This is a genomic window from Sulfitobacter mediterraneus, assembly GCF_003054325.1.
Taxonomy (GTDB): Bacteria; Pseudomonadota; Alphaproteobacteria; order Rhodobacterales; family Rhodobacteraceae; genus Sulfitobacter; species Sulfitobacter mediterraneus.
Genome location: NZ_QBKU01000005.1, coordinates 77,215 through 99,859 on the forward strand (window position 1 = coordinate 77,215; position 22,645 = coordinate 99,859).

At 56.9% G+C, this 22,645-nt stretch carries 23 protein-coding genes; 16 read left to right on the forward strand and 7 right to left on the reverse strand.

Annotated elements, in window-relative coordinates; genetic code table 11:
- Nucleotide 1: 1 nt before the first annotated feature.
- Both C8N31_RS09600 and C8N31_RS09605 read left to right on the forward strand, forming a co-directional pair.
- A complete protein-coding gene (locus C8N31_RS09600) occupies nt 2-478 on the forward strand; it encodes a protein-tyrosine phosphatase family protein (RefSeq protein ID WP_025049270.1) in 477 nt (158 codons plus the stop codon).
- 144 nt (nt 479-622) lie between these two features.
- Nucleotides 623-823: a hypothetical protein gene (locus tag C8N31_RS09605; protein ID WP_025049271.1), complete on the forward strand. Its 201-nt coding sequence runs from the start codon at nt 623-625 to the stop codon at nt 821-823.
- 29 nt (nt 824-852) lie between these two features.
- On the opposite strand, the gene C8N31_RS09610 is transcribed toward C8N31_RS09605, so the two are convergent.
- Nucleotides 853-1,695, reverse strand: a complete 843-nt coding sequence (locus C8N31_RS09610; RefSeq protein ID WP_025049272.1) for an LOG family protein — start codon at nt 1,693-1,695, stop codon at nt 853-855.
- A 78-nt stretch (nt 1,696-1,773) separates the two neighbouring features.
- On the opposite strand from C8N31_RS09610, the gene C8N31_RS09615 reads away from it, so the two are divergent.
- The 4 genes from C8N31_RS09615 to C8N31_RS09630 all read left to right on the forward strand — a co-directional run bounded on the left by C8N31_RS09615 (nt 1,774) and on the right by C8N31_RS09630 (nt 4,502).
- A complete protein-coding gene (locus C8N31_RS09615; RefSeq protein ID WP_025049273.1) occupies nt 1,774-2,694 on the forward strand; it encodes a threonine/serine dehydratase in 921 nt (306 codons plus the stop codon).
- Between the two features lie 231 nt (nt 2,695-2,925).
- A complete protein-coding gene (dapD, locus tag C8N31_RS09620; RefSeq protein ID WP_025049274.1) occupies nt 2,926-3,753 on the forward strand; it encodes a 2,3,4,5-tetrahydropyridine-2,6-dicarboxylate N-succinyltransferase in 828 nt (275 codons plus the stop codon).
- Nucleotides 3,754-3,819: 66 nt separating this feature from the next.
- On the forward strand, nt 3,820-4,074 hold the full coding sequence (locus C8N31_RS09625; RefSeq protein WP_025049275.1) for a GlsB/YeaQ/YmgE family stress response membrane protein: 255 nt from the start codon (nt 3,820-3,822) through the stop codon (nt 4,072-4,074).
- Nucleotides 4,075-4,142: 68 nt separating this feature from the next.
- Entirely contained in the window at nt 4,143-4,502 is a 360-nt protein-coding gene (locus C8N31_RS09630; RefSeq protein WP_025049276.1) for a hypothetical protein, read from the forward strand.
- A 46-nt stretch (nt 4,503-4,548) separates the two neighbouring features.
- Here C8N31_RS09630 and C8N31_RS09635 read toward each other — a convergent pair whose 3' ends face one another.
- Entirely contained in the window at nt 4,549-5,643 is a 1,095-nt protein-coding gene (locus tag C8N31_RS09635; protein ID WP_025049277.1) for a Hint domain-containing protein, read from the reverse strand.
- Between the two features lies 1 nt (nt 5,644).
- A complete protein-coding gene (locus C8N31_RS09640) occupies nt 5,645-7,228 on the reverse strand; it encodes a Hint domain-containing protein (protein ID WP_025049278.1) in 1,584 nt (527 codons plus the stop codon).
- A 265-nt stretch (nt 7,229-7,493) separates the two neighbouring features.
- Here C8N31_RS09640 and dapE point away from each other — a divergent pair, with 265 nt between their 5' ends.
- The 3 genes from dapE to rnr are packed head-to-tail and all read left to right on the forward strand — an operon-like array spanning nt 7,494 to nt 11,498.
- The gene (dapE, locus tag C8N31_RS09645) at nt 7,494-8,639 is read left to right on the forward strand and encodes a succinyl-diaminopimelate desuccinylase (protein ID WP_025049279.1); all 1,146 of its coding nucleotides are present in this window, start codon (nt 7,494-7,496) and stop codon (nt 8,637-8,639) included.
- Between the two features lie 20 nt (nt 8,640-8,659).
- Nucleotides 8,660-9,211, forward strand: a complete 552-nt coding sequence (locus tag C8N31_RS09650) for a TIGR04282 family arsenosugar biosynthesis glycosyltransferase (RefSeq protein WP_037918820.1) — start codon at nt 8,660-8,662, stop codon at nt 9,209-9,211.
- Nucleotides 9,212-9,242: 31 nt separating this feature from the next.
- Nucleotides 9,243-11,498 (forward strand): ribonuclease R, encoded by a 2,256-nt coding sequence (gene rnr, locus C8N31_RS09655; protein WP_025049281.1) that lies wholly within the window; start codon nt 9,243-9,245, stop codon nt 11,496-11,498.
- Here rnr and C8N31_RS09660 read toward each other — a convergent pair.
- On the reverse strand, nt 11,467-12,198 hold the full coding sequence (locus C8N31_RS09660; RefSeq protein WP_025049282.1) for a glutathione S-transferase family protein: 732 nt from the start codon (nt 12,196-12,198) through the stop codon (nt 11,467-11,469). The genes rnr and C8N31_RS09660 overlap by 32 nt on opposite strands.
- A gap of 75 nt (nt 12,199-12,273) precedes the next feature.
- Between C8N31_RS09660 and C8N31_RS09665 the strand changes: the two genes are divergently transcribed.
- Both C8N31_RS09665 and C8N31_RS09670 read left to right on the forward strand, forming a co-directional pair.
- Nucleotides 12,274-13,017 (forward strand): helix-turn-helix transcriptional regulator, encoded by a 744-nt coding sequence (locus tag C8N31_RS09665; RefSeq protein ID WP_025049283.1) that lies wholly within the window; start codon nt 12,274-12,276, stop codon nt 13,015-13,017.
- 39 nt (nt 13,018-13,056) lie between these two features.
- Nucleotides 13,057-14,313 carry a lytic murein transglycosylase gene (locus C8N31_RS09670; RefSeq protein WP_420834953.1) on the forward strand — a complete coding sequence of 419 codons (1,257 nt, stop codon included), beginning with the start codon at nt 13,057-13,059 and terminating at the stop codon, nt 14,311-14,313.
- A gap of 32 nt (nt 14,314-14,345) precedes the next feature.
- Here the strand turns inward: C8N31_RS09670 and C8N31_RS09675 are convergent, their stop codons facing one another.
- Nucleotides 14,346-15,743, reverse strand: coding sequence for an aspartate aminotransferase family protein (locus C8N31_RS09675; protein WP_025049285.1), 1,398 nt, complete (start codon nt 15,741-15,743; stop codon nt 14,346-14,348).
- 72 nt (nt 15,744-15,815) lie between these two features.
- Nucleotides 15,816-16,517: a GntR family transcriptional regulator gene (locus C8N31_RS09680; protein ID WP_025049286.1), complete on the reverse strand. Its 702-nt coding sequence runs from the start codon at nt 16,515-16,517 to the stop codon at nt 15,816-15,818.
- A 146-nt stretch (nt 16,518-16,663) separates the two neighbouring features.
- On the opposite strand from C8N31_RS09680, the gene C8N31_RS09685 reads away from it, so the two are divergent.
- From C8N31_RS09685 to C8N31_RS09705, 5 genes are all read left to right on the forward strand, one after another.
- A complete protein-coding gene (locus C8N31_RS09685) occupies nt 16,664-17,749 on the forward strand; it encodes a polyamine ABC transporter substrate-binding protein (RefSeq protein WP_025049287.1) in 1,086 nt (361 codons plus the stop codon).
- A gap of 78 nt (nt 17,750-17,827) precedes the next feature.
- Complete coding sequence (locus C8N31_RS09690; RefSeq protein ID WP_025049288.1) at nt 17,828-18,955, forward strand: ABC transporter ATP-binding protein; 1,128 nt, start codon at nt 17,828-17,830, stop codon at nt 18,953-18,955.
- The gene (locus tag C8N31_RS09695) at nt 18,955-19,830 is read left to right on the forward strand and encodes an ABC transporter permease subunit (protein ID WP_025049289.1); all 876 of its coding nucleotides are present in this window, start codon (nt 18,955-18,957) and stop codon (nt 19,828-19,830) included. Before C8N31_RS09690 ends, C8N31_RS09695 begins: the two co-directional genes overlap by 1 nt.
- Nucleotides 19,827-20,648 (forward strand): ABC transporter permease, encoded by an 822-nt coding sequence (locus C8N31_RS09700; RefSeq protein WP_025049290.1) that lies wholly within the window; start codon nt 19,827-19,829, stop codon nt 20,646-20,648. The genes C8N31_RS09695 and C8N31_RS09700 overlap by 4 nt, the downstream gene beginning before the upstream one ends.
- The gene (locus C8N31_RS09705; RefSeq protein WP_025049291.1) at nt 20,645-21,973 is read left to right on the forward strand and encodes an NAD(P)/FAD-dependent oxidoreductase; all 1,329 of its coding nucleotides are present in this window, start codon (nt 20,645-20,647) and stop codon (nt 21,971-21,973) included. The genes C8N31_RS09700 and C8N31_RS09705 overlap by 4 nt, the downstream gene beginning before the upstream one ends.
- Here the strand turns inward: C8N31_RS09705 and C8N31_RS09710 are convergent, their stop codons facing one another.
- Nucleotides 21,974-22,639 carry a flagellar hook capping FlgD N-terminal domain-containing protein gene (locus tag C8N31_RS09710; protein ID WP_025049292.1) on the reverse strand — a complete coding sequence of 222 codons (666 nt, stop codon included), beginning with the start codon at nt 22,637-22,639 and terminating at the stop codon, nt 21,974-21,976.
- Nucleotides 22,640-22,645: the final 6 nt, after the last annotated feature.

Sequence of the window (22,645 nt, forward strand, 5' to 3'; positions counted from 1 at the left end):
CTTGCCAGAACGGTTTTTGATCGCGGCAGATCTGCCCGGACAGTTGACGATCATGCCTTGCCCAACCGGCGAGAAGTTGCCGGATCAATTCACAACCTTTGCGAAGGCGGGTATCACACGCATCGTCTCTATGCTGGCCCCGGATGAGGCGGCCTTGCTGGGCGTCGCATCCGAAGCGGCATTATGCGCCAATGCGGGCATGGTGTTTGAAAACCACCCGATTGTTGATTTTGGATTGCCAGATGAAACCGCCTTTCGCAGGCTGGTAATCCATATCGCGGATCATCTGCAAAGCGGCGCACATGTCGCCATTCACTGTCGCGCGGGCATCGGGCGATCCGGCATGGTGGCATCCGCCGTATTGATCCGGCTAGGTCAAACCCCGGAACAGGCCATTGAACAGGTCAGCACCGGCCGCGGCGTTTCCATTCCAGATACAATCGAACAGCGGCAATTTATTCTCAATTTCGAAGAATAGAGCTGCACCTGAGGTGCGACCCCTTATTTTTAGGGCGCACCGGGCCTAGGAAAATACCTTTATTCTGCCGCAATTCGGTTCAATTACTGCCATGGTCCCGCGCAAAGGTTGTTTCCAGATTGAAACCAATCAAGGAGCGGACCAATGTCCTTTATCTCTAAGAAAGACCAATTTGACACCAGCAAGGTGTTCGATTTTATCCTGAGCGAACGCGCCTGCGCCCTGTCGGTTCGGGAATGGAAGCACCGTCTGGCTGGATATGGCTATGCGATCAAAGAAACGCTGCACGGTCAGGTCGTTGAAACCCTTCCACATCACGTCGAAGTGGGTGTTTTGCCTGCGTAACCCGCAGGCAAACTCAATACTTTCACCCGCTACCTCCCCGGAATAGCATCCCGTGCTGGGGCAGTTTCCCAATTTTCGATGAGATCCATAGCCTCTTGCGCCGTTTCGACAAAGCGGAAGAGATCCAGATCCTCGGCAGAGATGGTGCCGGCATCCGCCAGCGCATCCCAGTTGATGATTTTTTGCCAGAATTCCTTGCCAAACAGCAGGAATGGCACCCGCTGCATCCGGCCCGTCTGGATCAGTGTCAGCGCCTCGAACAACTCATCCATGGTGCCAAAGCCGCCAGGGAACACACAAATCGCCTTTGCCCGCATCAGGAAATGCATCTTGCGGATCGCAAAGTAGTGAAAGTTAAAGCACAGCTCAGGCGTGACATATTCGTTTGGCGCCTGCTCAAACGGCAACACGATGTTGAGACCAATGGAATGACCGCCTGCGTCAATCGCGCCGCGGTTGCCTGCCTCCATCACACCCGGCCCGCCGCCGGTGACAATCACATCCTCATGACCGCCACCTTGCATGGATTTCAGGGTCATCAGCCGCGCAAACTCGCGGGTCTCATCATAAAACCGTGACAGATCCGCCAGTGTTTGCGTGCGGGCTTTGTCCTTGTCCGCAGGGGCGGGAATGCGTGCGCCACCAAACAGCACAATGGTGCTCTCGATGCCTTGCTCATCCAGCATCAGCTGAGGTTTTAGCAACTCAAGTTGCAGACGCACGGGTCGCAACTCATCCCGGCACAGGAAATCTTCGTCCGCAAAGGCCAACCGATATGCAGGGGCGCGGCTTTGCGGTGTATCGGGGACATGTTCCGCAGAATCGCGGTCTGTATGGGCGTCCCTGAACGGGCTGGTACGGTCGTCTTTCATGAGGGTCACTTCCTGCTTGCGCGTTTGATCCAGAGCTATAGGGTTTGCGCTTTGAGCACCAGCAACAGGAGCGTGATCATGGAGTGGAAAGCTGAGATTGAGGCGGCAAAAGCACGGGTTGCGCCCTATGTTCGCGAAACCCCGGTGATCACAACGCAAAGCTTTGGTTTGTCCCATGCGATCACGATGAAGCTTGAGCATATGCAGCACACTGGCACATTCAAAGCGCGGGGCGCATTCAACACCTTGTTGTCCACCGATGTGCCAGATGGCGGCGTTGTTGCGGCCAGCGGCGGCAATCACGGTGCGGCGGTCGCCCATGCGGCCAAGGCGCTGGGCCATGACGCGCATATATTTGTGCCAGAACTGGCCGGGCCGGCAAAAATTGATCTGATCCGTCGAACGGGTGCCGAACTGACCGTCGTGCCGGGCGAATACGCCAACGCGCTGGCTGCCGCACAGGCCCATGAGGCCAAAACCGGTGCGATGCAGATCCATGCCTATGATGCGCCGGGCACCGTCGCGGGCCAAGGCACCATGATGGCGGAATGGGAGGCCCAAGGCCTTGATGCCGACACCGTTCTGATCGCCGTGGGTGGCGGTGGGCTGATCGGCGGTGCGCTGGGTTGGCTTCAGGGCCGCCGCAAGGTGGTGGGCGTTGAACCGCGCCATTGCTGCGCGTTGCACAAGGCGCTGGAATACGGTGAACCCTGCGATGTTCCTGTTTCGGGTGTCGCGGCCAATGCCCTGGGTGCGCGGCGCATAGGCGAAATTTGTTTTGGTTTGGCGCAGGCCCATTTGGGCGCTTCCGTTTTGGTGGATGACGATGCGATCACCGCTGCGCAGGTGGCACTTTGGCGCGAATGGCGCATTTTGGTCGAACCTGCCGGTGCGGCCGCCCTCGCCGCCTTGATGAGCGGCGCCTACCAGCCAGAGCCGGGCGAAAAGGTCGCTGTCTTGCTCTGCGGTGCAAACCCGGCCCCTGATCCGATTGCATAACGCGCCAGCCTCGCAATCTGGCCGAATCTGATCTTCATTTGGCAAGAAAAACTCAATCCTGACCTTACCCCAAACCGGGCATTGGCGTTGATCCGCAACATCTTTGGCGCTTTTGCGGTGGCGGGCGGCGGTTTTGAAAGCGATGCGGAGCGCGGAATGCCGGATTGATCCAAGGGGGGGGAGCGGCTATAGCCCGCGACAAGCCTGAGAATTGAAATTGGAGATACGGATATGTCGAACGCGCAGCTGGAAACCGCCATTGAGGCAGCATGGGACGCCCGCGATCAGATCACTTCGGCCACCACGGGCGAGGTCCGCGATGCTATCGAAGACACCCTGAACGCGCTGGACAGCGGCAATCTGCGGGTTGCCGAGAAACAGGCAGATGGGTCATGGCATGTGAACCAATGGGCCAAAAAGGCGGTTCTGCTTGGCTTCCGCATCAAAGACATGGAACACCAAGAAGGTGGTCCGCAGGGTGCTGGCTGGTGGGACAAGGTTGACAGCAAGTTCAAGGGTTGGGGCGACAACCAGTGGAAAGCCGCGGGTTTCCGCGCCGTGCCCAACTGTGTTGTGCGCAAATCGGCTTTCATCGCGCCTGGCGTGGTGTTGATGCCATCCTTTGTGAACATCGGTGCCTATGTGGACAGCGGCACAATGGTCGACACATGGGCTACTGTCGGGTCTTGCGCCCAGATCGGTAAGAACGTGCATCTGTCTGGCGGTGTTGGCATTGGCGGCGTGTTGGAGCCGATGCAAGCGGGTCCAACCATCATCGAAGACAACTGCTTTATCGGGGCGCGCTCCGAAGTTGTTGAAGGGTGTATCGTCCGTGAAGGCTCCGTTCTGGGCATGGGCGTTTTCATCGGCCAATCAACCAAGATCGTGGATCGCGAAACCGGCGAAGTCATGTATGGCGAAGTGCCTTCCGGTTCCGTTGTGGTGGCGGGCTCCATGCCATCCAAGAACGGTGTGAACCTTTACTGTGCTGTGATCGTCAAACGCGTGGATGAAAAGACCCGTTCCAAAACCTCCATCAACGAGCTGCTGCGCGACTGATCCGCAGCGCGGGAACCAAACCCCGGACTTGTGCGTTCTCCTTCTAACAAAGTGAAGGAGAACGACATGACAGGACTTGGATGGTTTGCGGCGCTTGTTGTCGGGGCGCTTGCAGGCTGGATTGCTGAAAAGATCATGAAGCGTGACCACGGTTTGCTGCTGAACATCTTTATGGGCATCGTGGGTGCGATGCTGTTCAACGCGATCCTCGGGTTTATTTTTGGCTCGTCTTTGGGCGGGTGGATCGGACAGCTGTTTGCCGGTGTTGTCGGGGCCTGTATCCTGATTGCGGCGATCAACGCCTTTCGCAGCCGGTCCTGAGCCGAGGCTTTTCAATTCCCACAGATCACGCTAGGGCTGCCTTTCACGCGAAAAAGGTGGCCCTTGTCATGTCTGATCCTAAGAAAGCCAAAAAGAAGTCACGCCAACAGGTGTTCACCTTGCTGGTGCAGATTGGCCGCAAAGAGGGCGATGGCTTGCCGGACAAGGCAACAGGTGCCGCGCTGATGTGTTTCGCCTCCGGCGTGGATGAGGCCGAAGCCGTGCGTGAAACCGTCGCTATTCTCAAACAGGCGGACACCAATCCTTTGGATGTGACTGGCTATGGCACCATGGAAGAACGCGAAGCGGACGGGCAAGACATCAGCGATGAAGAACGCGCCTTGATGCAGCGCGCGCTTGAGGAAAATGCGGTGATCGTGGCGCAAATGACCCCGTTCTTTGACAAGGAATTGCCGTCACCGGAATGAGCCAAGGATCGCAAGGTTTGCTATCCTTTGACTTGCCCATTTTACATCAAGCGGCCCGCTGACGCGCCAGATGGATGGCATCATACCAACGCAGAACGTGATGCGCCGGGCGCCCATGTTCGGGCAGGGAACCACGGTCAAATGATTGGAGCAGGCTGTTGGCCAGATGTTGGCCATTGCGCCGAATGCGTCCGATATAAAGGCTTTCCAGCGTGGTCCCAGCGGCCAGCAAGGTTTCATGAGACGGCAACAGCAACTGGGCATAGCGAATGACGGGTCCGCAGGGTTCCTCAAGCGCGGCGAACCCGTTGACCAGATGACGTGCGGGCACCAGTACCGCCTCTTGGTTGAACAGATATTCCACTTCCGGCCCGTCGATGATCAGCCTTTGATCGGGGGAAACGATGATATCTTGTTGCAAGCCAAAGTAGGGCGCGCGCAACCGTACGGGGCGATAACTGCCGCGGGCCGGGACCATTCTACCCAAGCTATGGAGAACCGGCACGATGCCCGCGTTGCCCGTCAGGACGGTATCACCGCGCTGTAGCTGCCCCACTTCCTTGTACCCGCGCGGCGTCGCAACCGGTGTACTTGGCAGCAGGCTTGGCATCGGGCCAATTGGTTCGATCTGATCTGACAGCGCGGCAAAGATCATATCGGCAGAAAAGCTGTGATCATTGCGCCCCAACATCAGGTCGCGAATGTCATCCAGCGATAGCGGTTTTGGCACATCGATATAGGCATGCGAAATTTGCGCGTCTTCCGGCCGCTCCAGCGTCATCCGGGCCCAGTTTGCGTTGCAATCCCACGAATATGTAATCCTGACTACATCTGTACGCCCGGTTTCGGATCTTTGGATCGCGGCATGGCAGATATCCTGATCTTGTACCTGAACCATCGCGATCCCACCGCCTGGGATGGCCTGAAAGGTCAGGCTGCGCAACTCGGGATAGGTGGCTTTGTACCCGAACAGAACCTGCGGTTTGCCATCAGGGGTCAGCCGGGTCTCAAACATGATCGTGCCACGGTTGAGCAAGCTGCCGGGATGATCTGCCAGCAGAGGTTTGTCTTTCTTGTCGGCGCCAAGACCGCGCAGGGAAAACCGGCGGTCATCGTGATCGCTGAGGGCCAGCCAGGTCATCTTAAGCCACCTGACCAGATCGCAGAAGATCGGCTTCAAACCGCTTCAAGGTCCGACGTGCCGCGGGGGGATAGCCGATGCCGGTTTCGGGATCAATTTCGGGAAAGAGCGCACAGATCTCGGCGACAACTTCTGTTTCAAAGCTCTTGTTGGTTTGCGGGCCGGGCAGATAGCTTTCTGTCTCAAGCCCCTCGGAGAACACCACCTGATGACGGTCAAATAGCAGGTGAACATAGGTCACATCGCCGCCCGGCCTGCGCCGCACGGACCTGTCGTTGACCAGATCACGCGCCGCGACCAAGACCTCGGCCTCACCAAACAGAAGCTCTGCCAGATTGTCACGGATCAAGACCCGGTGTAGCGGAGATACCAGCAGGTCGCGGTGATCGCCAAACGTGTTGGCGCGGATATGGATCGGGGCAAACTCGCCCTCGGCCTCAACTGTGCGTGTCCCGATCCAGCGCAACGGTTGCGGCCCGTCATCTTGGGTCAGCACCAGATCTCCCGGCATCAGGGTCTCGGCAGGGCGCTCACCCTCCGGTGTATCGATCATTGTCCCAGCGACAAAGCAAGGCACGCCAGTCGCGTTGACAAAGCCGACATCAGTGTTGCTGCCGTTGTCGACAGTATAGGTGAAATTGAAGTTCTCGACATCGCCGTCACCTGTCACGGTAAAGGTGCCGTTCGGGTTCAGCTTGACTGTCTGGCCCGTGGGCAGGGTGATCGTATCACCGGCAAAAACGTCTTGTCCGTTGATTTGTGTGATCGTCAGCGTGCTGCCGGGTGCGTTGTTGATGTCATTGGCCAGAACATCAATGTCTTTGTCACCGTCGGGGTAAAGATCAATGTCATCCGACACCGCGACAAGGCCGGTCTGAACCGAATTGCCCGCGATCAAGAGATTTGAATCAAATTGGTTGTCCGACACATCCGCAATGGCGATCCGCATGGAGTTCACCACATTCGGATTCACGGCCATCGTCAAAGTCATGGTGATGGTAAAGCCGTCCATCTCGGTGTTGTAATCGTCGGACTGGTTGTTGACGTACATGTTGATGTTGTTGGTCGTATTGACGTTACCCGGATCGGTATCGCCATTGCCAACATCCATCTCCACCAGATCACCATTGACCCAGACGCCTACAAAATCCTGATAGATCGAATTTTGAAACTCGGGGTATTCCTCGGATGAAAACACAAACTGCATCGTCATGGTGGCCGCATCGGGGATGAAATCCACATCCAGCGTTGAGGCATCATAGGTACGTGCGCCAGCGTGGTTGTTGTACATGCTGACGTTGTTGCTGCCAGAGGTATTGGTGCCGGTGTTCGTACTTTGGTTGGACTGGCCGCTGGAATTGGTGAAATCCTCAGCCTCGCCCGTGGACATGATCACACCGGTATCAGATGGCGTGACCCCCGGCGCGACGCTGTTGCCGTTGGAGTAGATGCCTGCGCTGTCGCGATCACCGTAGTATGTGGCGCCAGTGACCGTGACGCCATTGCCAAAGATCGCCTGCGCCATATCAAGCGCAGTTGTGCCTTCGCGCACCGTTTCAATAGGGAGTTCCGACGCTGCTACCATGTGCCTCAAACCTCTGGTTCAGACAGAACGTGGCAGCCTGCATGGTATGCCCATGCGATTGTTCTTGGATGCAAGCGCGGCCGGATTTTTCCGGTTCCGTCATTTGCGATATGCTGCTGCGCCCTGCCTCGGGTCATATTATTGCCACAAACTTAACACGAGGATTTAAGAACTGTTAACCTTTTCTGGGCCATCCCCCTTGGCATCACGTGTTTTTCGCCACAAAACAGGGCAAATTTGACTGACCTAGCCAAAAGGAACCGCCATGCCCGGTGTTGATCCCGCCGAACTGACCGCGCAACTGGTGCGCTGTGCCTCTGTAACGCCTGCCAATGAAGGTGCTCTGGAAATCCTGCATGATCTGCTGAGCGAGGCCGGTTTTGACTGTGCCTGGGCGGATCGGGGCGGCATTCGCAATCTGTTCGCCCGCTGGGGCAACAAGGGCAACACACGCTCCTTCGGGTTCAATGGTCACACCGATGTCGTGCCGATTGGCAATCCTGAGGATTGGTCCATGCCGCCGTTCGGGGCCGAGATCAAAGACGGCATCATGTTCGGGCGCGGCACCACGGATATGAAATCCGGCGTTGCCGCTTTTGCCGCCGCAGCCGTGGATTTTGTAAAAGACACCCCGCCCGACGGGTCGATCATTCTGACCATTACGGGCGATGAAGAAGGTGACGCGCTGGATGGCACCACTGCGCTGCTTGAGTACATGAAAAACAATGGCGAACGCATGGATGTGTGTTTGGTGGGCGAGCCGACCTGCCCGGAAACCATGGGCGAGATGATGAAAATCGGGCGCCGCGGGTCGATGAATGCCCGCGTCACGGTCACGGGCGTGCAGGGGCATTCGGCTTATCCGCACCGCGCCAACAATCCGCTCAATGCGATGGTCCGCCTGATGGACAGGTTGGCCTCGCATGAGCTGGATCAAGGCACAGATCACTTTGACGCCTCCACACTGGCAATTGTGACCGTTGATACCGGCAACCCGGCTACAAATGTCATTCCGGCAAATTGCACAGCGGGTTTGAACATCCGCTTTAATGATCTTCACTCAGGGGCCAGCTTGACCACATGGCTGGAGCAACAAAACGCGCTCATCCGTGACGAATTTGGCGTTGAGATCGAGATGAGCGTCAAAATTTCCGGTGAAAGCTTCATCACACCGCCTGGACCCCTGTCGGATATGATCGGCAAGGCGGTTGAGGCTGAAACGGGGGTGAAACCTGTGTTGTCCACATCGGGCGGCACATCGGATGCGCGGTTTGTCAAACATCACTGCCCGGTGGTGGAATTCGGGTTGGTCGGCCAATCCATGCACAAGGTCGATGAACATGTGAAGGTGGACCATATTCACCAGCTCAAAGCGATCTATGGCCGCATTCTGTGGGACTATTTTGCGTGAAAAACGCCACCCTCATCGTGATGGTGAAGGAACCGCGACCCGGACGGGTGAAAACACGGCTGGGACGTGACATTGGAATGACAGCTGCGGCGTGGTGGTTCCGCCATCAAACCCGCCGTCTGTTGCGCCGAATCGAAGATCCGCGCTGGCAGGTTGTTCTGGCTGTCGCGCCGGATGTTGAAGGCCTGAAAAGCCGCAACTGGCCGTCACATCTCCCCCGCTTTCCTCAAGGCAACGGAAACCTGGGCGACCGTATGGCGCGGATGCTGCGTCTGTCCGCACCGGGGCCGGCCTGCGTGATTGGCGCCGATATTCCCGGCATCACCCGTCACCACATTGCCGAGGCATTTGCCGCGCTGGGCGATCATGATGCGGTTTTTGGCCCCGCGCCAGATGGCGGTTACTGGCTTGTCGGGTTGAAACATCCCGCACGCCAGCCAGCTGGGTTTTTCGCGGGTGTGCATTGGTCCAGCGCAGATGCACTGTCAGACAGCAAGGCAACGCTTGCGGGCTACCGGATTGCTGAGATTACGCCACTGCGGGACATAGACACAGCAGACGATTTGCGATGACGCGCCGCAGGTCGCGTGCTACCTCAGGGATATGAGCAAAATCCCCTCCAAACCCGAAATTCTCGAATGGATCACCCAGAACCCGACCTTGACCGCCAAGCGCGACATCGCCAAGGCGTTCGGGATCAAAGGTGCCGCGCGTATCGACCTCAAGCGGGTGCTGAAAGAGCTGGAAGCCGAAGGTCATCTGGAAAAGCGCAATCGCAGCTACCAAGACCCTGACCGTTTGCCGCCGGTCTCCGTTTTGGTGGTCACTGGCCCGGACCGCGACGGCGACCTTTACGCGAAGCCGATGGAATGGCAGGGCGAAGGGAAGGAACCGCGTGTGCTGGTTTTGCCGCGTGCCACTGATCCGGCGCTGGGCGAGGGGGATCGCATTCTGGCGCGGCTCACCCTGATCAAGAACGAAGATCATCATTATGAGGCGCGGCTTATCCGGCGCATCGGGACCAATCCCAAGAAAGTCTTGGGTATTTTCCGCAAACGGACTGAAGGCGGCCGGATTATTCCCATCGACAAAGGCTCTGACAAAGAGTGGATCGTCGCCGATGATGCCACCTTCGGAGCCAAGGACGGTGAGCTGGTCGAAGGGGAATTGGCCGGCCCGAAAGGTCGGATGGGCCTGCCGCGTGCGCGCATCGTTGACCGGTTGGGCGATCCATCAGCGCCCAAAGCCGTGTCACTGATTGCGATCCATCAACACGGTATTCCCGATCAGTTTCCCGATGATGTGATCGCGCAAGCGGATGCGGCCAAACCGATGGGTTTGAAAGGGCGGGAGGATCTGCGCGAAATGCCGTTGATCACAATTGATCCCTCCGATGCGCGGGATCATGATGATGCCTGTTATGCCCATGCCGATGACGATCCCAAGAACGAAGGCGGACATGTCGTCTGGGTCGCGATTGCGGATGTGGCCGCCTATGTCACACCCGGATCGCCGCTGGACCAAGAGGCGCGCCGGCGGGGCAATTCGACCTATTTTCCGGACCGCGTTGTTCCGATGTTGCCGGACCGCCTTTCTGGGGATTTGTGCAGCCTGCATGAAGGCGTGCCGCGGGCCTGTATTGCTGTGCGCATGGTGCTTGATTCCAAAGGCAACAAACTGCGCCACAGCTTTCATCGGGGGCTGATGAAATCTCCGGCATCGCTGCATTATCAAGAAGTGCAGGACGCGATCGACGGACAGCCCAACGACCGGACCGAAGCTTTGCTGGAGCCGGTGCTAAGGCCGCTTTATGCCGCTTACGAGGCGCTAAAACTGGCCCGCGCTGAGCGGCAACCGCTAGATCTCGACTTGCCAGAGCGGCGCATCGAACTTGAGGCTGACGGAACTGTTAAATCGGTGAATTTCAAGGAACGGCTGGACGCGCATCGGCTGATTGAGGAATTCATGGTGTTGGCCAATGTCGCGGCGGCAGAAACGCTATTGGCAAAGAAGGTTGATCTGCTGTTTCGGGTCCACGAGGAACCTTCACCCGAAAAGTTGGAAAGCCTTCGGGAGACCGCGCAAGCGGCAGGGTTCAAGCTGGCCAAGGGTCAAGTTTTGCAAACTGCACATCTGAACCGGTTGCTCAATGATGCGGCGGGCAGTGATGAGGCCGAGCTGATCAACATCTCGACCCTGCGGTCAATGACACAGGCCTATTATGCGCCGCAACATCTGGGTCACTTTGGTTTGGCGCTGCGGTCCTACGCACATTTCACCTCGCCCATCCGCCGCTATGCCGATCTGATCGTGCACCGTGCATTGATCACGGCGCATGGCTGGGGCAAAGACGGGCTCAGCCCCGAAGAAACCGAGCGGCTGGAACAAACCGCGGCGCATATTTCGGACACTGAACGCCGGTCGATGATGGCGGAGCGTGACACGACGGATCGTTATCTTGCGTCCTATTTGTCAGAACGTGTTGGCAATGAAATGACTGGCCGGACCAGCGGCATTGCCCGGTTCGGAGTGTTTGTGAAGCTGGACGAGACCGGCGCGGACGGTCTTATTCCGATGCGCAATCTGGGGCGTGAATACTTCCACCACGATGCGGATAGCCAGACCCTGATGGGGTCTGACACTGGCATGATCATTGGTTTGGGCCAGCGGGTCAAAGTGAGGCTTTCGGAGGCCGTTCCTGTCACTGGTGGCATCGCACTTGAGCTGCTTGAGATCGAGGATCAGAAGATAAAACAAGGCTCGCGCAGCCCCGCAGGCCGAAGCCCGCGTGGCAAGGCGCATAAAGCCAAACGCAAGAAGGACAAGATCAAGCGCAAAGTGACGCGGAGCCGTCGGTGACCCATTGTTTGCCCAAGGCGTCACTGACCCGGTCGATATAACGGCACAGCACTTCGTCTTCGGCAACGCGTGTCTTGAGCAGGGTTTTGCCCGGCGTGGCCCGCATATTGGTCAGCATCGCCGCGACCGAAGCATCAGCCGCTGTGGGCCTGTCGCCGAACAGGTAGGCGCCAAGCCAAAGCCGCGTCAAAATGGCTTGCAGGTCTGGCTCAAGCCTAGCGAGGCGTTCTTCGTCGGACCATCGGCCAAGGCCTTGAAATTGCGTGCCCTGAATGACTGACTTGCGCAATTTGTTGGTGATCAATTTGCGCAACATCTTGGGAATGCTGTCAAAATAGGTTTCTCGGATCACTGGCCAAACTGCATCGTTGCACCACCTGTCCGCGACGATGTGGAAATACATATGCTCTTCCGCCATGCGGATGAATGCACGCGACGTGGCCTTTTCCATATCGGACAACCCTGGATCAAACTCCGCGCCCAGACCTTCAAGATGGCTGCGGATATTGTCGCTGTCATGGATCAGCTGGCCGTCCGTTTGGATTGCGGGTAGTTTTTGATTGGGCATCTTGCGCGGATCAGCAAGGTCTTCACGTTGCCAAGCCTGCCCTGACATATTCAAAAGCCAGATGGCCTTTGTACAAAATGGGCTTGCGGCGGGTTCGCCAAAGGCGGGTTTGTAAGTGTAGAGGGTGATCATCAGTGTCTCCTGTTTCTGAAGCTGGAGTAACATTCGATACTGTCAATTTCTGACAGGATAGAGTATGATCTTAGGATGAACCGCACCCATCGCCTTTTTCAGATGATGACAACCTTGCGCCGCCTGCCTGCGCCCGTTCGGGCAGTGCAGTTGGCAAATGAAATGGACGTGTCCCTGCGCACTGTCTATCGCGATATTGACGCGTTGCGCGGGCTTGGAGCCGTGATTGATGGCGAGGCCGGATTTGGCTACACCTTGATCGAGGACGCCGCATTGCCGCCGCTTGGGTTCGAAGACGACGAGCTGGAGGCGTTGGTCTTGGGCCTGCGCGATGTGGCGGTGATTGGCGATCCGGCCCTGTCCCGCGCTGCGGAATCTGCGCTTGCCAAGCTGACTGCGCGGGTGCCGCCCCGGCAGGCCCATCGCCTGCAACACGCCATTCTAGATGCCCGCCGTTTCTTTCGCCCCGATCCACCTCGCATTGATGTGGCGGATTTGCGAGCCGCCACATGGGCCGAAGAAACAGTTGCGTTCTCTTATGTTGATGCCAAAGGCGCCCCGTCGATGCGCGAGGTTGATCCACTGGGTATCGTCTATATGCAAGACACCAATATGCTAATGGCATGGTGTCATTTACGCCGTGATTTCAGGGTGTTCCGCCTTGACCGGATGGATGATCTGCGGCGCACCGGGCAAAGTTTTCGGCCACGCAGGGTGCCAATGCTTCGAGAATACACAAAGCAATTGCGGGCCGAAGCCGAAGAGCGGGCAAGATGCCGCCCAAGCGCAACCGGCCCTTCTGCGGATGGCAAAACCTGATAAGATGGCCTTGCAGGCAACAGGTAAAAAATGATGCGGATGAGCAGTCTTCTATGTGCGATGTCATTGGCTATTGCACCGGTTCTGGCACTGGCGGCAGGGCCGGAAATATCGTCTCGGCCACCGGGTCAGCGCAGCGCTTTGGCTGCCGTTGCGGGCGTGGCCGCACAAGAGCCTGCAGGGCTGAGAAATTGGATTGCGGGTTTTCGCAAACGCGCTCTGTCGCAAGGCATTTCGGCACAGACCTTTGACACTGCAATGACTGGTCTTCGCTATGATGCGCAGGTGATTAAACGCGATCGGAACCAATCGGAATTTACCAAAACGATTTGGGATTATCTGGACACTGCCGTATCTGATCTGCGCATTGCGAACGGGCGCAAGGCCTTGGCCAAATGGCAAGGCACGCTGACCAATATCGAAGCGCGTTATGGGGTAGAGAAGGAAGTTGTCACCGCAATCTGGGGGCTTGAAAGCGCATATGGCACCTTTCGCGGCAGTGACAACGTCATCCGCTCACTGGCCACGTTGGCCTATGATGCACGCCGCGCCGCGTTCTTTGAGGCGGAGCTGATCCATGCGCTGACCATTTTGCAATCGGGGGACACCGACCGGTCCCGGATGCGCGGAAGCTGGGCCGGTGCGATGGGGCATACACAGTTTATGCCGTCATCATTTCAGGCACATGCGGTCGATTATGACGGCGATGGTCGGCGCAATATTTGGGAGGATGATCCAAAGGATGCTTTGGCGTCAACCGCTGCCTATCTGAAACATTTTGGCTGGACCAAAGGACAACCGTGGGGTGTTGAGGTCTCGTTGCCCGAGGGGTTTGATTACACGACCGCCCGCCGCGATCTGGTGAAACTGCCAAGCGCATGGGCCGCCCAAGGCGTAACGGGCACGAATGGTCCGATCGCCGACCACGGCACGGCATCGGTGCTGTTGCCGGGCGGTGCGGAGGGTGCCGCGTTCTTGGTGTTCGATAACTTTGAAGTGCTGGAAAGGTACAACACCGCAGATGCCTATGTAATCGGTGTCGGGCATCTTAGCGACCGGATCAAAGGCGGCGGGCCGATTCGCCATGATTGGCCGCGCGGCGACCGCGCCCTGACATTTGATGAGCGGATAGAATTGCAAAAGCGGCTGACGGCGGCGGGCTTTGATACCATCAAGATCGACGCCAAAATGGGGCCTTTGACCATCAACGCCGTGCGTAATTTCCAGAAAGCCAGAGGGCTCTTGCCAGATGGTTATCCGTCATTGCGGTTGTTGGAGCGTTTGAGAGCGCTATAGGCCGGTATAAATCCGGCCTATAGAGATGTTGTTTAAGATGCCGCTTTGAGCATGTCTTTTTCCTGAAGCTCCGCATAGGTCGCATCCAAGGCGGCTTTGGCCCGAGTTGCCAATTCTTCGATTTCTGCAAGGGTGATGACCAACGGCGGCGATACGATCATCCGGTCGCCCACATGACGCATCACGAGGTTCTGGGCAAAGCAGTTCTCGCGGCAGATATAGCCCACTGCGCCTTGCTCTCCGGCAAAGGGTGCGCGGCTGCCCTTGATGGGGGCCAATTGAATGGAAGCCATCAGACCAGACATATTGATCGTCCCAACCAAGGGATGTTCTTCAAGCGCTTCAAAGGCGGCTTTTAAGGCAGGGGCTGCAACATTGCGCACGTGATCGACGATGTTTTCTTCTTCGATGATCCGAAGGTTTTCCAGCGCGACAGCGGCACAAACAGGATGACCCGAATAGGTATAACCGTGGTTAAACTCACAGGCACTGATCACAGAGGCCACTTCATCACTGACGATCGACCCGCCAATGGGCGCATAGCCGGAGCTGAGCCCCTTGGCGATGGTCATGATGTCTGGGCTGATCCCAAATGTCTGAGATCCAAACATATTGCCGGTTCGTCCAAACCCGCAGATCACTTCATCGGCGATCAGCAAAACATCATGCTTTTTGCAGATCCGCTGAATTTCGGGCCAATAGGTGCTGGGGGGCACAACCACACCGCCTGCACCCTGAACAGGTTCACCAATAAAGGCTGCAACCTTATCCGCACCCAGCTCAAGGATTTTGGTTTCCAGTTCCTGCGCACAGGCCAGACCAAAGTCTTCGGGTGTTTGATCTCCGCCCTCGGCCCACCAGTCGGGCTGTGCGATGTGGTGAATGCCGGGAATGGGCATGCCGCCCTGTTCGTGCATGTAGGTCATGCCGCCCAGTGACCCAGACCCAACCGAGGAGCCGTGATAAGCGTTCTTGCGGCTGATCACATGGCTTTTCTCTGGCTGACCCTTTTGCGCCCAATAGGTCCGCACCATCCGGAGGTTGGTGTCATTGGCCTCAGAGCCGGAACCGGCGAAAAACACATGGTTCAGATCGCCGGGGGCGAGTTCGGCCAGTTTTGCCGCCAATGCGATCACCGGCACATGGGTCGTCTGGAAGAAGGTGTTGTAATACGGCAGCTCAAGCATCTGGCGAGCGGCGACCTGGCTCATCTCTTCGCGGCCATATCCGATGTTGACGCACCACAGACCCGCCATTGCATCCAGAATTTCGTGGCCCTCGCTGTCTGTGAGATAGACGCCCTTGGCCCGCGTGATGACCCGCGCACCCTTTTTGCCCAGCGCCTCGTTCTCCGAAAAAGGGTGAAGGTGATGCGCGGCATCCAATGCCTGCAATTCATCAGTCGGAAGGTGGTTTGAGATGATAGACATGATTCTGCGCCTTTCAATATGGCCTAACGGAGTGAGCGCAGAATATGATCAAATTATCCGAAGTCAATCGAATCAGTTGGCTTGCTGACCTTCTTCAAAGGCGGCCTGTACCTGAAGCATACCTTGCTCTACGTCCTCTGCCATGGCTGCAACCGCGGCTTCGATATTGTTCGCGGCCAGGGCCTCAAGCAGGTCTTTGTGTTTGTCCGGCAGATTGCTGGTTCCGAACCGCCCGCAAATGACCCGCAACGAGGGTCCAAAGCGCAGCCAAAGCCTGTCAACTGTTGCGCTCATGATCGGGGCATCGGCGCCATCATAAATCAGGCTGTGAAACCGGTAATTGTGCGTCAAATATCCACCCACATCCCCCAGTGCAATTGCTTGATTAAGATCCCTGTCACAGGATTGCAGCGCCGCAAGCCGATCCGGTGTCATGCGTTCTGCAGCCCTACGTGTGAGTTCACTTTCGAGGGTTTTTCTCATAAAATAAAGCTCGTTGGCGCAGCTTTCGGTCAACTCCGGGACGCTAACGCGGCGGTTGCCTTGATGGGTGAGCGCCCCTTCAGAGATCAATCTGCGCAAGGCCTCGCGCACCGGGGTCATCCCTGCGCCCAACTGCTTGGTCAGGCCCTGGATGGTCACCGCTTGGCCGGGGGCCAGATCGCCAAAAAGAATCATCTGGCGCAGCTCTTCGTAGACATGTTGGTGCGCGGGCGTTTTTACGGATTGTTCCCCCCCGTTTTCCCTATTGGATGAAATCACGTCTGTCGCCATTTTCTGCCGCCCAAATTCTACGCTGTTACGGTACCTTGCACCAATGCGTTGTGCGTGAAACCATAAATCATCTTGCCCGAAGAGGCAAAACTTGATCAAATTAACGTAAGGCCGGGGTCAACCCGGTCACCTGATGGGAGCTTACTATGAAGAACCGAATTCTTGGCGGCGTTGCCGCGACAGCCCTGACCGCGGTCAGCGCCATGGCCGACGAAGTACGTGTGTACAACTGGTCGGACTATATCGACGAAAGCCTGCTGGAAAAGTTCGAGGCGGAAACCGGCATCGAATTGATCTATGACGTGTTTGACAGCAACGAAGTTCTGGAAACCAAAATGCTGGCCGGTGGGTCCGGTTATGATGTTGTGGTGCCCTCCGGCACGTTCTTGCAACGCCAGATCAGCGCGGGTGCGTTTCAGAAGCTGGATATGTCCAAGCTGTCCAACAACGGCAACCTTTGGGACGTCATCGAAGATCGCCTGAAGAAATATGACCCAAGCAACGAATACGCCATCAACTACATGTGGGGCACCACAGGTATCGGCGTGAACATTGGCAAGGTCAAAGAGGCACTGGGCGAGGATGCCCCTGTCGGCTCTCTCGCGTTGCTGTTTGATCCTGCCAATATGGAAAAGCTGGCCGGTTGCGGCGTGCATTTCCTCGACGCTCCTGCTGAAATGATCCCGGCGGCACTGGCCTACATCGGTGAGGATCCCGACAGCCAGGACAAAGACGTGATCGCAAAGGCCGAGGGCGTCTTGACCCCCGTCGCGCCGTTTGTGCAGAAATTCCACAGCTCGGAATACATCAACGCGCTGGCCAATGGCGATATCTGCGTCGCATTCGGTTGGTCGGGTGATATCCTTCAGGCGCGTGATCGTGCGGCAGAGGCGGAAAATGGTGTTGAGATCGAATATTACGCGCCGTCCGAAGGCGCGCTGATGTGGTTTGACAACATGGCAATCCCAGTTGACGCACCAAACCCCGATGCCGCGCATAAATTCCTGAACTTTATCATGGATGCGCAGAACATGGCTGCGGCCTCCAACTATGTCTACTACGCCAACGGCAATCTGGCGTCTCAGGAATTTCTTGAGGAAGACGTGATCGGCGATACCGCGATTTATCCAGACGCCGCGACACTGGAAAATCTTTATACGACATCGCCTTACGGGCCAAAAACCCAACGTTTGGTGACGCGTATGTGGACCAAGATTAAGTCCGGTACCTAAAATTGATTGGGGCAAGGCAGCGATGCCTTGCCCTTTTTACATGCCCGATCAATTGGGCCGAGCGAAGGATTGCCAGCCGTGAGCCAAACCGTTTTTGCGCCTTGGGATGATCCCAAAGAAAAACCCCTCATCCGCTTTCAAAATGTAACCAAGAAGTTTGGTGAATTTGTCGCGATTGACGATCTGACGCTGGATATTTTTGAACAGGAATTCTTTGCCCTGCTTGGCCCGTCTGGCTGCGGCAAAACCACGATGATGCGCATGTTGGCCGGGTTCGAAACGCCCAGCGAAGGCCGGATCGAACTGGCCGGTCAGGATATCGGTCCGGTGCCGCCAAACAAGCGGGCGGTGAACATGATGTTCCAGTCTTATGCTCTGTTTCCGCATCTTTCGATCTGGGAAAATATTGCATTTGGCCTCCGCCGTGATCGCAAATCCAAAGACGAGATCAATGCACGGGTTGAGGAAATGCTCAAACTCACCCGGCTTGAAAAATTTGCCCAACGCAAGCCGCATCAGATCTCTGGTGGTCAGAGACAACGTGTGGCGCTGGCGCGATCCTTGGCCAAGGCACCCAAACTATTGTTGCTGGATGAACCTTTGGGCGCGTTGGACAAAAAGCTGCGTCAAGACACACAGTTTGAGCTGATGGACATTCAGGAAACCACCGGTACGACCTTTGTGATCGTGACCCACGACCAAGAAGAGGCCATGACAGTTGCCTCCCGCGTGGCTGTCATGGACGAAGGCCGGATCATTCAAGTGTCCACGCCCGCCGCGATCTATGAGTATCCCAATTCGGTCTATGTGGCGGATTTCATTGGGGATGTGAACATCATCGAAGCGACGGCAAAGGCGTCCGGCGAAGAGATGTATGATCTCAACTGGGCTGATGGTCAGCCCCCGATCAAGGCAACCTCGACCAAGCCATTCACCGAAGGGCAGCAGGCCCATTTGGCCATTCGCCCCGAGAAAATCCGCATTTCGACCGAGAAGCCGGAAGATGCGCCAAACGCCATGCAGGGCAAGGTTCTTGATATCGCTTATCTGGGCAATCTCAGCACCTATCATGTTGAATTGCCCGGCGGTCAGATTATCAAAACCCAGACCGCCAACACCCGCCGCCTCGCACGCCGAGACATCACATGGGAAGATCCCGTCTGGATCTCATGGAGCGCCACCGCCGGCGTTTTGCTAGACCAATGATGCGCCGCGCCGCCCTGATCACGGTGCCTTATCTGTGGCTTTTGCTGCTGTTCTTGGTGCCGTTTCTGATCGTTTTCAAAATCTCGCTATCTGATACCGCGCTTGCGATCCCGCCCTACGCGCCGACGATGCGCGACGGGTTATTTGCCCTCTTGGCGGAATTGGATTTTGAAAATTTTGTCTTTCTGACCGAAGATGATCTTTACTGGAAGGCTTATCTCAGCTCTCTCAAGATCGCTGTTATCTCTACGGTGTTGACCTTGTTGGTCGGCTACCCCATCGCCTATGGCATGGCCCGCGCCCCCGAAGAATGGCGGCCGACCTTGATGATGTTGGTGATCCTGCCGTTCTGGACCTCCTTTCTGATCCGCGTTTATGCGTGGATGGGTATTCTGAGCAACGAAGGACTGTTGAACCAATTCCTTCAGTGGCTCGGGCTGATCAATGATCCGCTGACCATTCTGAACACGACCACCGCTGTCTATATCGGTATCGTTTATACCTATCTGCCGTTTATGATCCTGCCAATTTATGCAGCGCTGGATCGGCTTGACGATTCATTGAACGAAGCCGCCGAAGATCTGGGATGTTCGCGCATGCAGGCGTTTTGGTTGGTGACCATTCCTCTGTCCAAAAACGGAATCATTGCAGGCTCATTCCTTGTGTTCATCCCGGCGTTGGGCGAATTTGTGATCCCGTCTCTGCTTGGTGGATCAGGCACGCTGATGATCGGCAAAGTGCTTTGGGAAGAATTCTTTAACAACCGCGATTGGCCGGTCGCCAGCGCGGTTGCGGTGATCTTGCTGCTGATCCTCGTGATCCCGATTGTGCTGTTCCAGCGCAATCAGCAAAAACAGGCGGAGGCAGAGCAATGAGGCGCTTAAGCTGGTTCAATGTCACGTCGCTGACGCTGGGATTTGCCTTTCTATACCTGCCGATGGTCATTCTGGTGATCTACAGTTTCAACGCATCAAAACTGGTCACGGTTTGGGCCGGGTTCTCCACCAAATGGTACGGCGAATTGATCCAGAACGAGGCGTTTCTGGATGCGGCTTGGGTTACACTCAAGGTTGCGGTTATATCCTCAACCTTTGCGACCATTCTGGGCACGATGGCCGCCTATGTATTGGTGCGTGGCGGGCGCTTTCTGGGTCGGACATTGTTCTCTGGCATGATCTACGCCCCGCTGGTGATGCCCGAAGTGATCACCGGTCTGTCGTTGCTGCTTTTGTTTATCGGGATTGGGCTGGATCGCGGTGTTCTGACCATCGTTCTGGCGCATACGACCTTTTCCATGTGCTATGTCTCGGTGGTTGTCTCATCGCGGCTGGTCTCCTTTGACCGGTCGTTGGAAGAGGCCGCGCTTGATTTGGGATCCTCCCCATGGGAGGCGTTTCGCCTTGTGACCTTGCCGATCATTGCGCCAGCTGTGATTTCCGGTTGGCTTCTGGCGTTTACACTCAGCTTGGATGATCTGGTGATTGCGTCATTCACCTCTGGCCCCTCTGCCACGACATTGCCGATCAAGATCTTCAGCGCGGTGCGCTTGGGCGTCTCTCCCGAGATTAACGCGCTTTCCACGATTATGATCGCCATTGTGACCGTGGGCGTGATCAGCGCCTCTTTGGTCAGCAAACGCAATTCGCTTCGCGCCCAAAAGGATGCGCAGGCGGCGGAACGTGCCAACGGATGACACGGATCTATCCTGACTTTGCCTATGGTGATGGACCCCGCGCGGGGTGTTGGTGGGATGAAACCTGCGCGGCGCCAGATCGGCCAGAACTGATCGGGGATCACCGGTGTGACGTTGCCATTATCGGTGGCGGGTTCACGGGGATTTCTGCGGCGCTTCATCTGGCGCAAACAGGCGTTTCTGCCACTGTTCTTGAAAGCCGATATGTTGGTTGGGGGGCGTCCGGGCGCAATGGCGGATTCTGCTGCCTGGGTGGTGGCATGATGGAAGACGCCTCGCTCGACAAAGCGTTTGGTCGCCGAGGCCGGGCGGATTGGCGCAGCGCAGAGGTGGCTGCAGTCAAGTTGGTCGAAGACCTGATTGCGCGTTTTGGCATGGACGTGGACCGCCATTCAAACGGCGAAACCATGTTTGTCCATCGTGCGCGGCATTTCGAGGCCCTCAAGAACGCTCGGGCCTATTACGCTGAAAACTACGGCGTAGAGACGGAACTTACCGGTCCGCAAGACCTGCAGGATGCCGGGATGAACGCGGGGTATCACGGGGCACTGACCATTCCGATTGGGTTTGGGTTGAACCCGCGTAAATACATCACCGGATTGGCATCCGCTGCCGAAGCGGCGGGCGCCAACATCTACCACGAAAGCCCGGTGACTTCGGTGCGCAGAACAGCAAGTGGATTCTCTGTCGCAACGCCCAATGGCACCGTGACAGCAGACAAAGTCATTGTTGCGACCAACGGGTATTCCTCCGAAGACCTGCCGCCTTGGCTGGCCGGGCGGTATATGCCGACGCAATCCAGCATCATCGTGACGCGGCCCCTTACCCAAGAGGAACTGTCCGCGCAAAACTGGACCAGCAGGCAAGCTTGCTATGACACCCGCAGTTTGCTGCATTACTTTCGCCTGATGCCCGACAATCGCATGTTGTTTGGGGTGCGCGGCGGCTTGATGGCGACAGCCGGATCAGAGGCCCGCGCGATGAAACGGGCCCGTGCGGATTTTGACCGTATGTTCCCGGCATGGCGGCATGTGGAAACCCCGCATGCCTGGTCCGGTATGGTCTGCATCGCCCGCAGCATGATGCCATTTGTTGGCGAAGTTCCAGACCAGCCGGGGATGTTTGCAGGCCTGTGTTACCATGGCAATGGTGTCGCAATGGCGAGCTTTTCTGGCGCGTTGCTGGCCGATCTGGTTCAGGGCAAGCAGACGCAACACATCTATCCCGAAGCCGTCCAGCGCCCCTTGGCCAAGTTTGAATTGGGCCGTTATCGCCGGGCTGTTATGCCTCTTGCCTATGCCGGTTTTGCCTTGACGGATCTTTGATCACAGCGGCGTTGGGCTGCGCAAACCTGTCACCGTATCGGCCGCTACTGTTGATCCACCTTCCAAAACCAAGAGCGTTTGGCCGGAAATTATCTGTGCTTCTGTGACTTTTCCGTAGGTTTCGGCCGGCTCTGACAAGACTAACGCACCCTGAGCGCGGCTTTCGACTTCAAAACGGTAAAGGCCGGGCGGAAAGGGTGCGCCACCAGACGTGACGCCTGCCCACTGCACCGGTTCGGTGGAGTTGGGAATTGTGAGGCGCTGCACCTCGGCCCCGGCGGCGTCATAGACTACCAACTGCACATTGTCGGCCACTGCTGCGGGAGTTGGCGAGATTGTCAGCGGCGCCCCGTCAAAGTGTACAGCCGCTGTTGTGCGGGCTTCCATCCCGATCCAACTGGACATCTGCGCCATGTTGCTGGCCCCCAATTGGGCGGTGAGAGCCGTGAGCAAATCATTGGATTTGACCTGCTGTTCCACCATGGAAAACTGCGCCAGTTGGGCGGCATATTCCGAAGAATCGATGGGTTCTAGCGGATCTTGATACTTGGCCTGCGCGGTGAGCATTTGCAGAAACGTTTCAAAGTCGGATGAAAGAACTGCGTTGGTCTGTGGCGGTGGGGCCGGGGCGCCAGATGTTGGCGAGGTGGCGGCGGTGACGTCCATGACGTT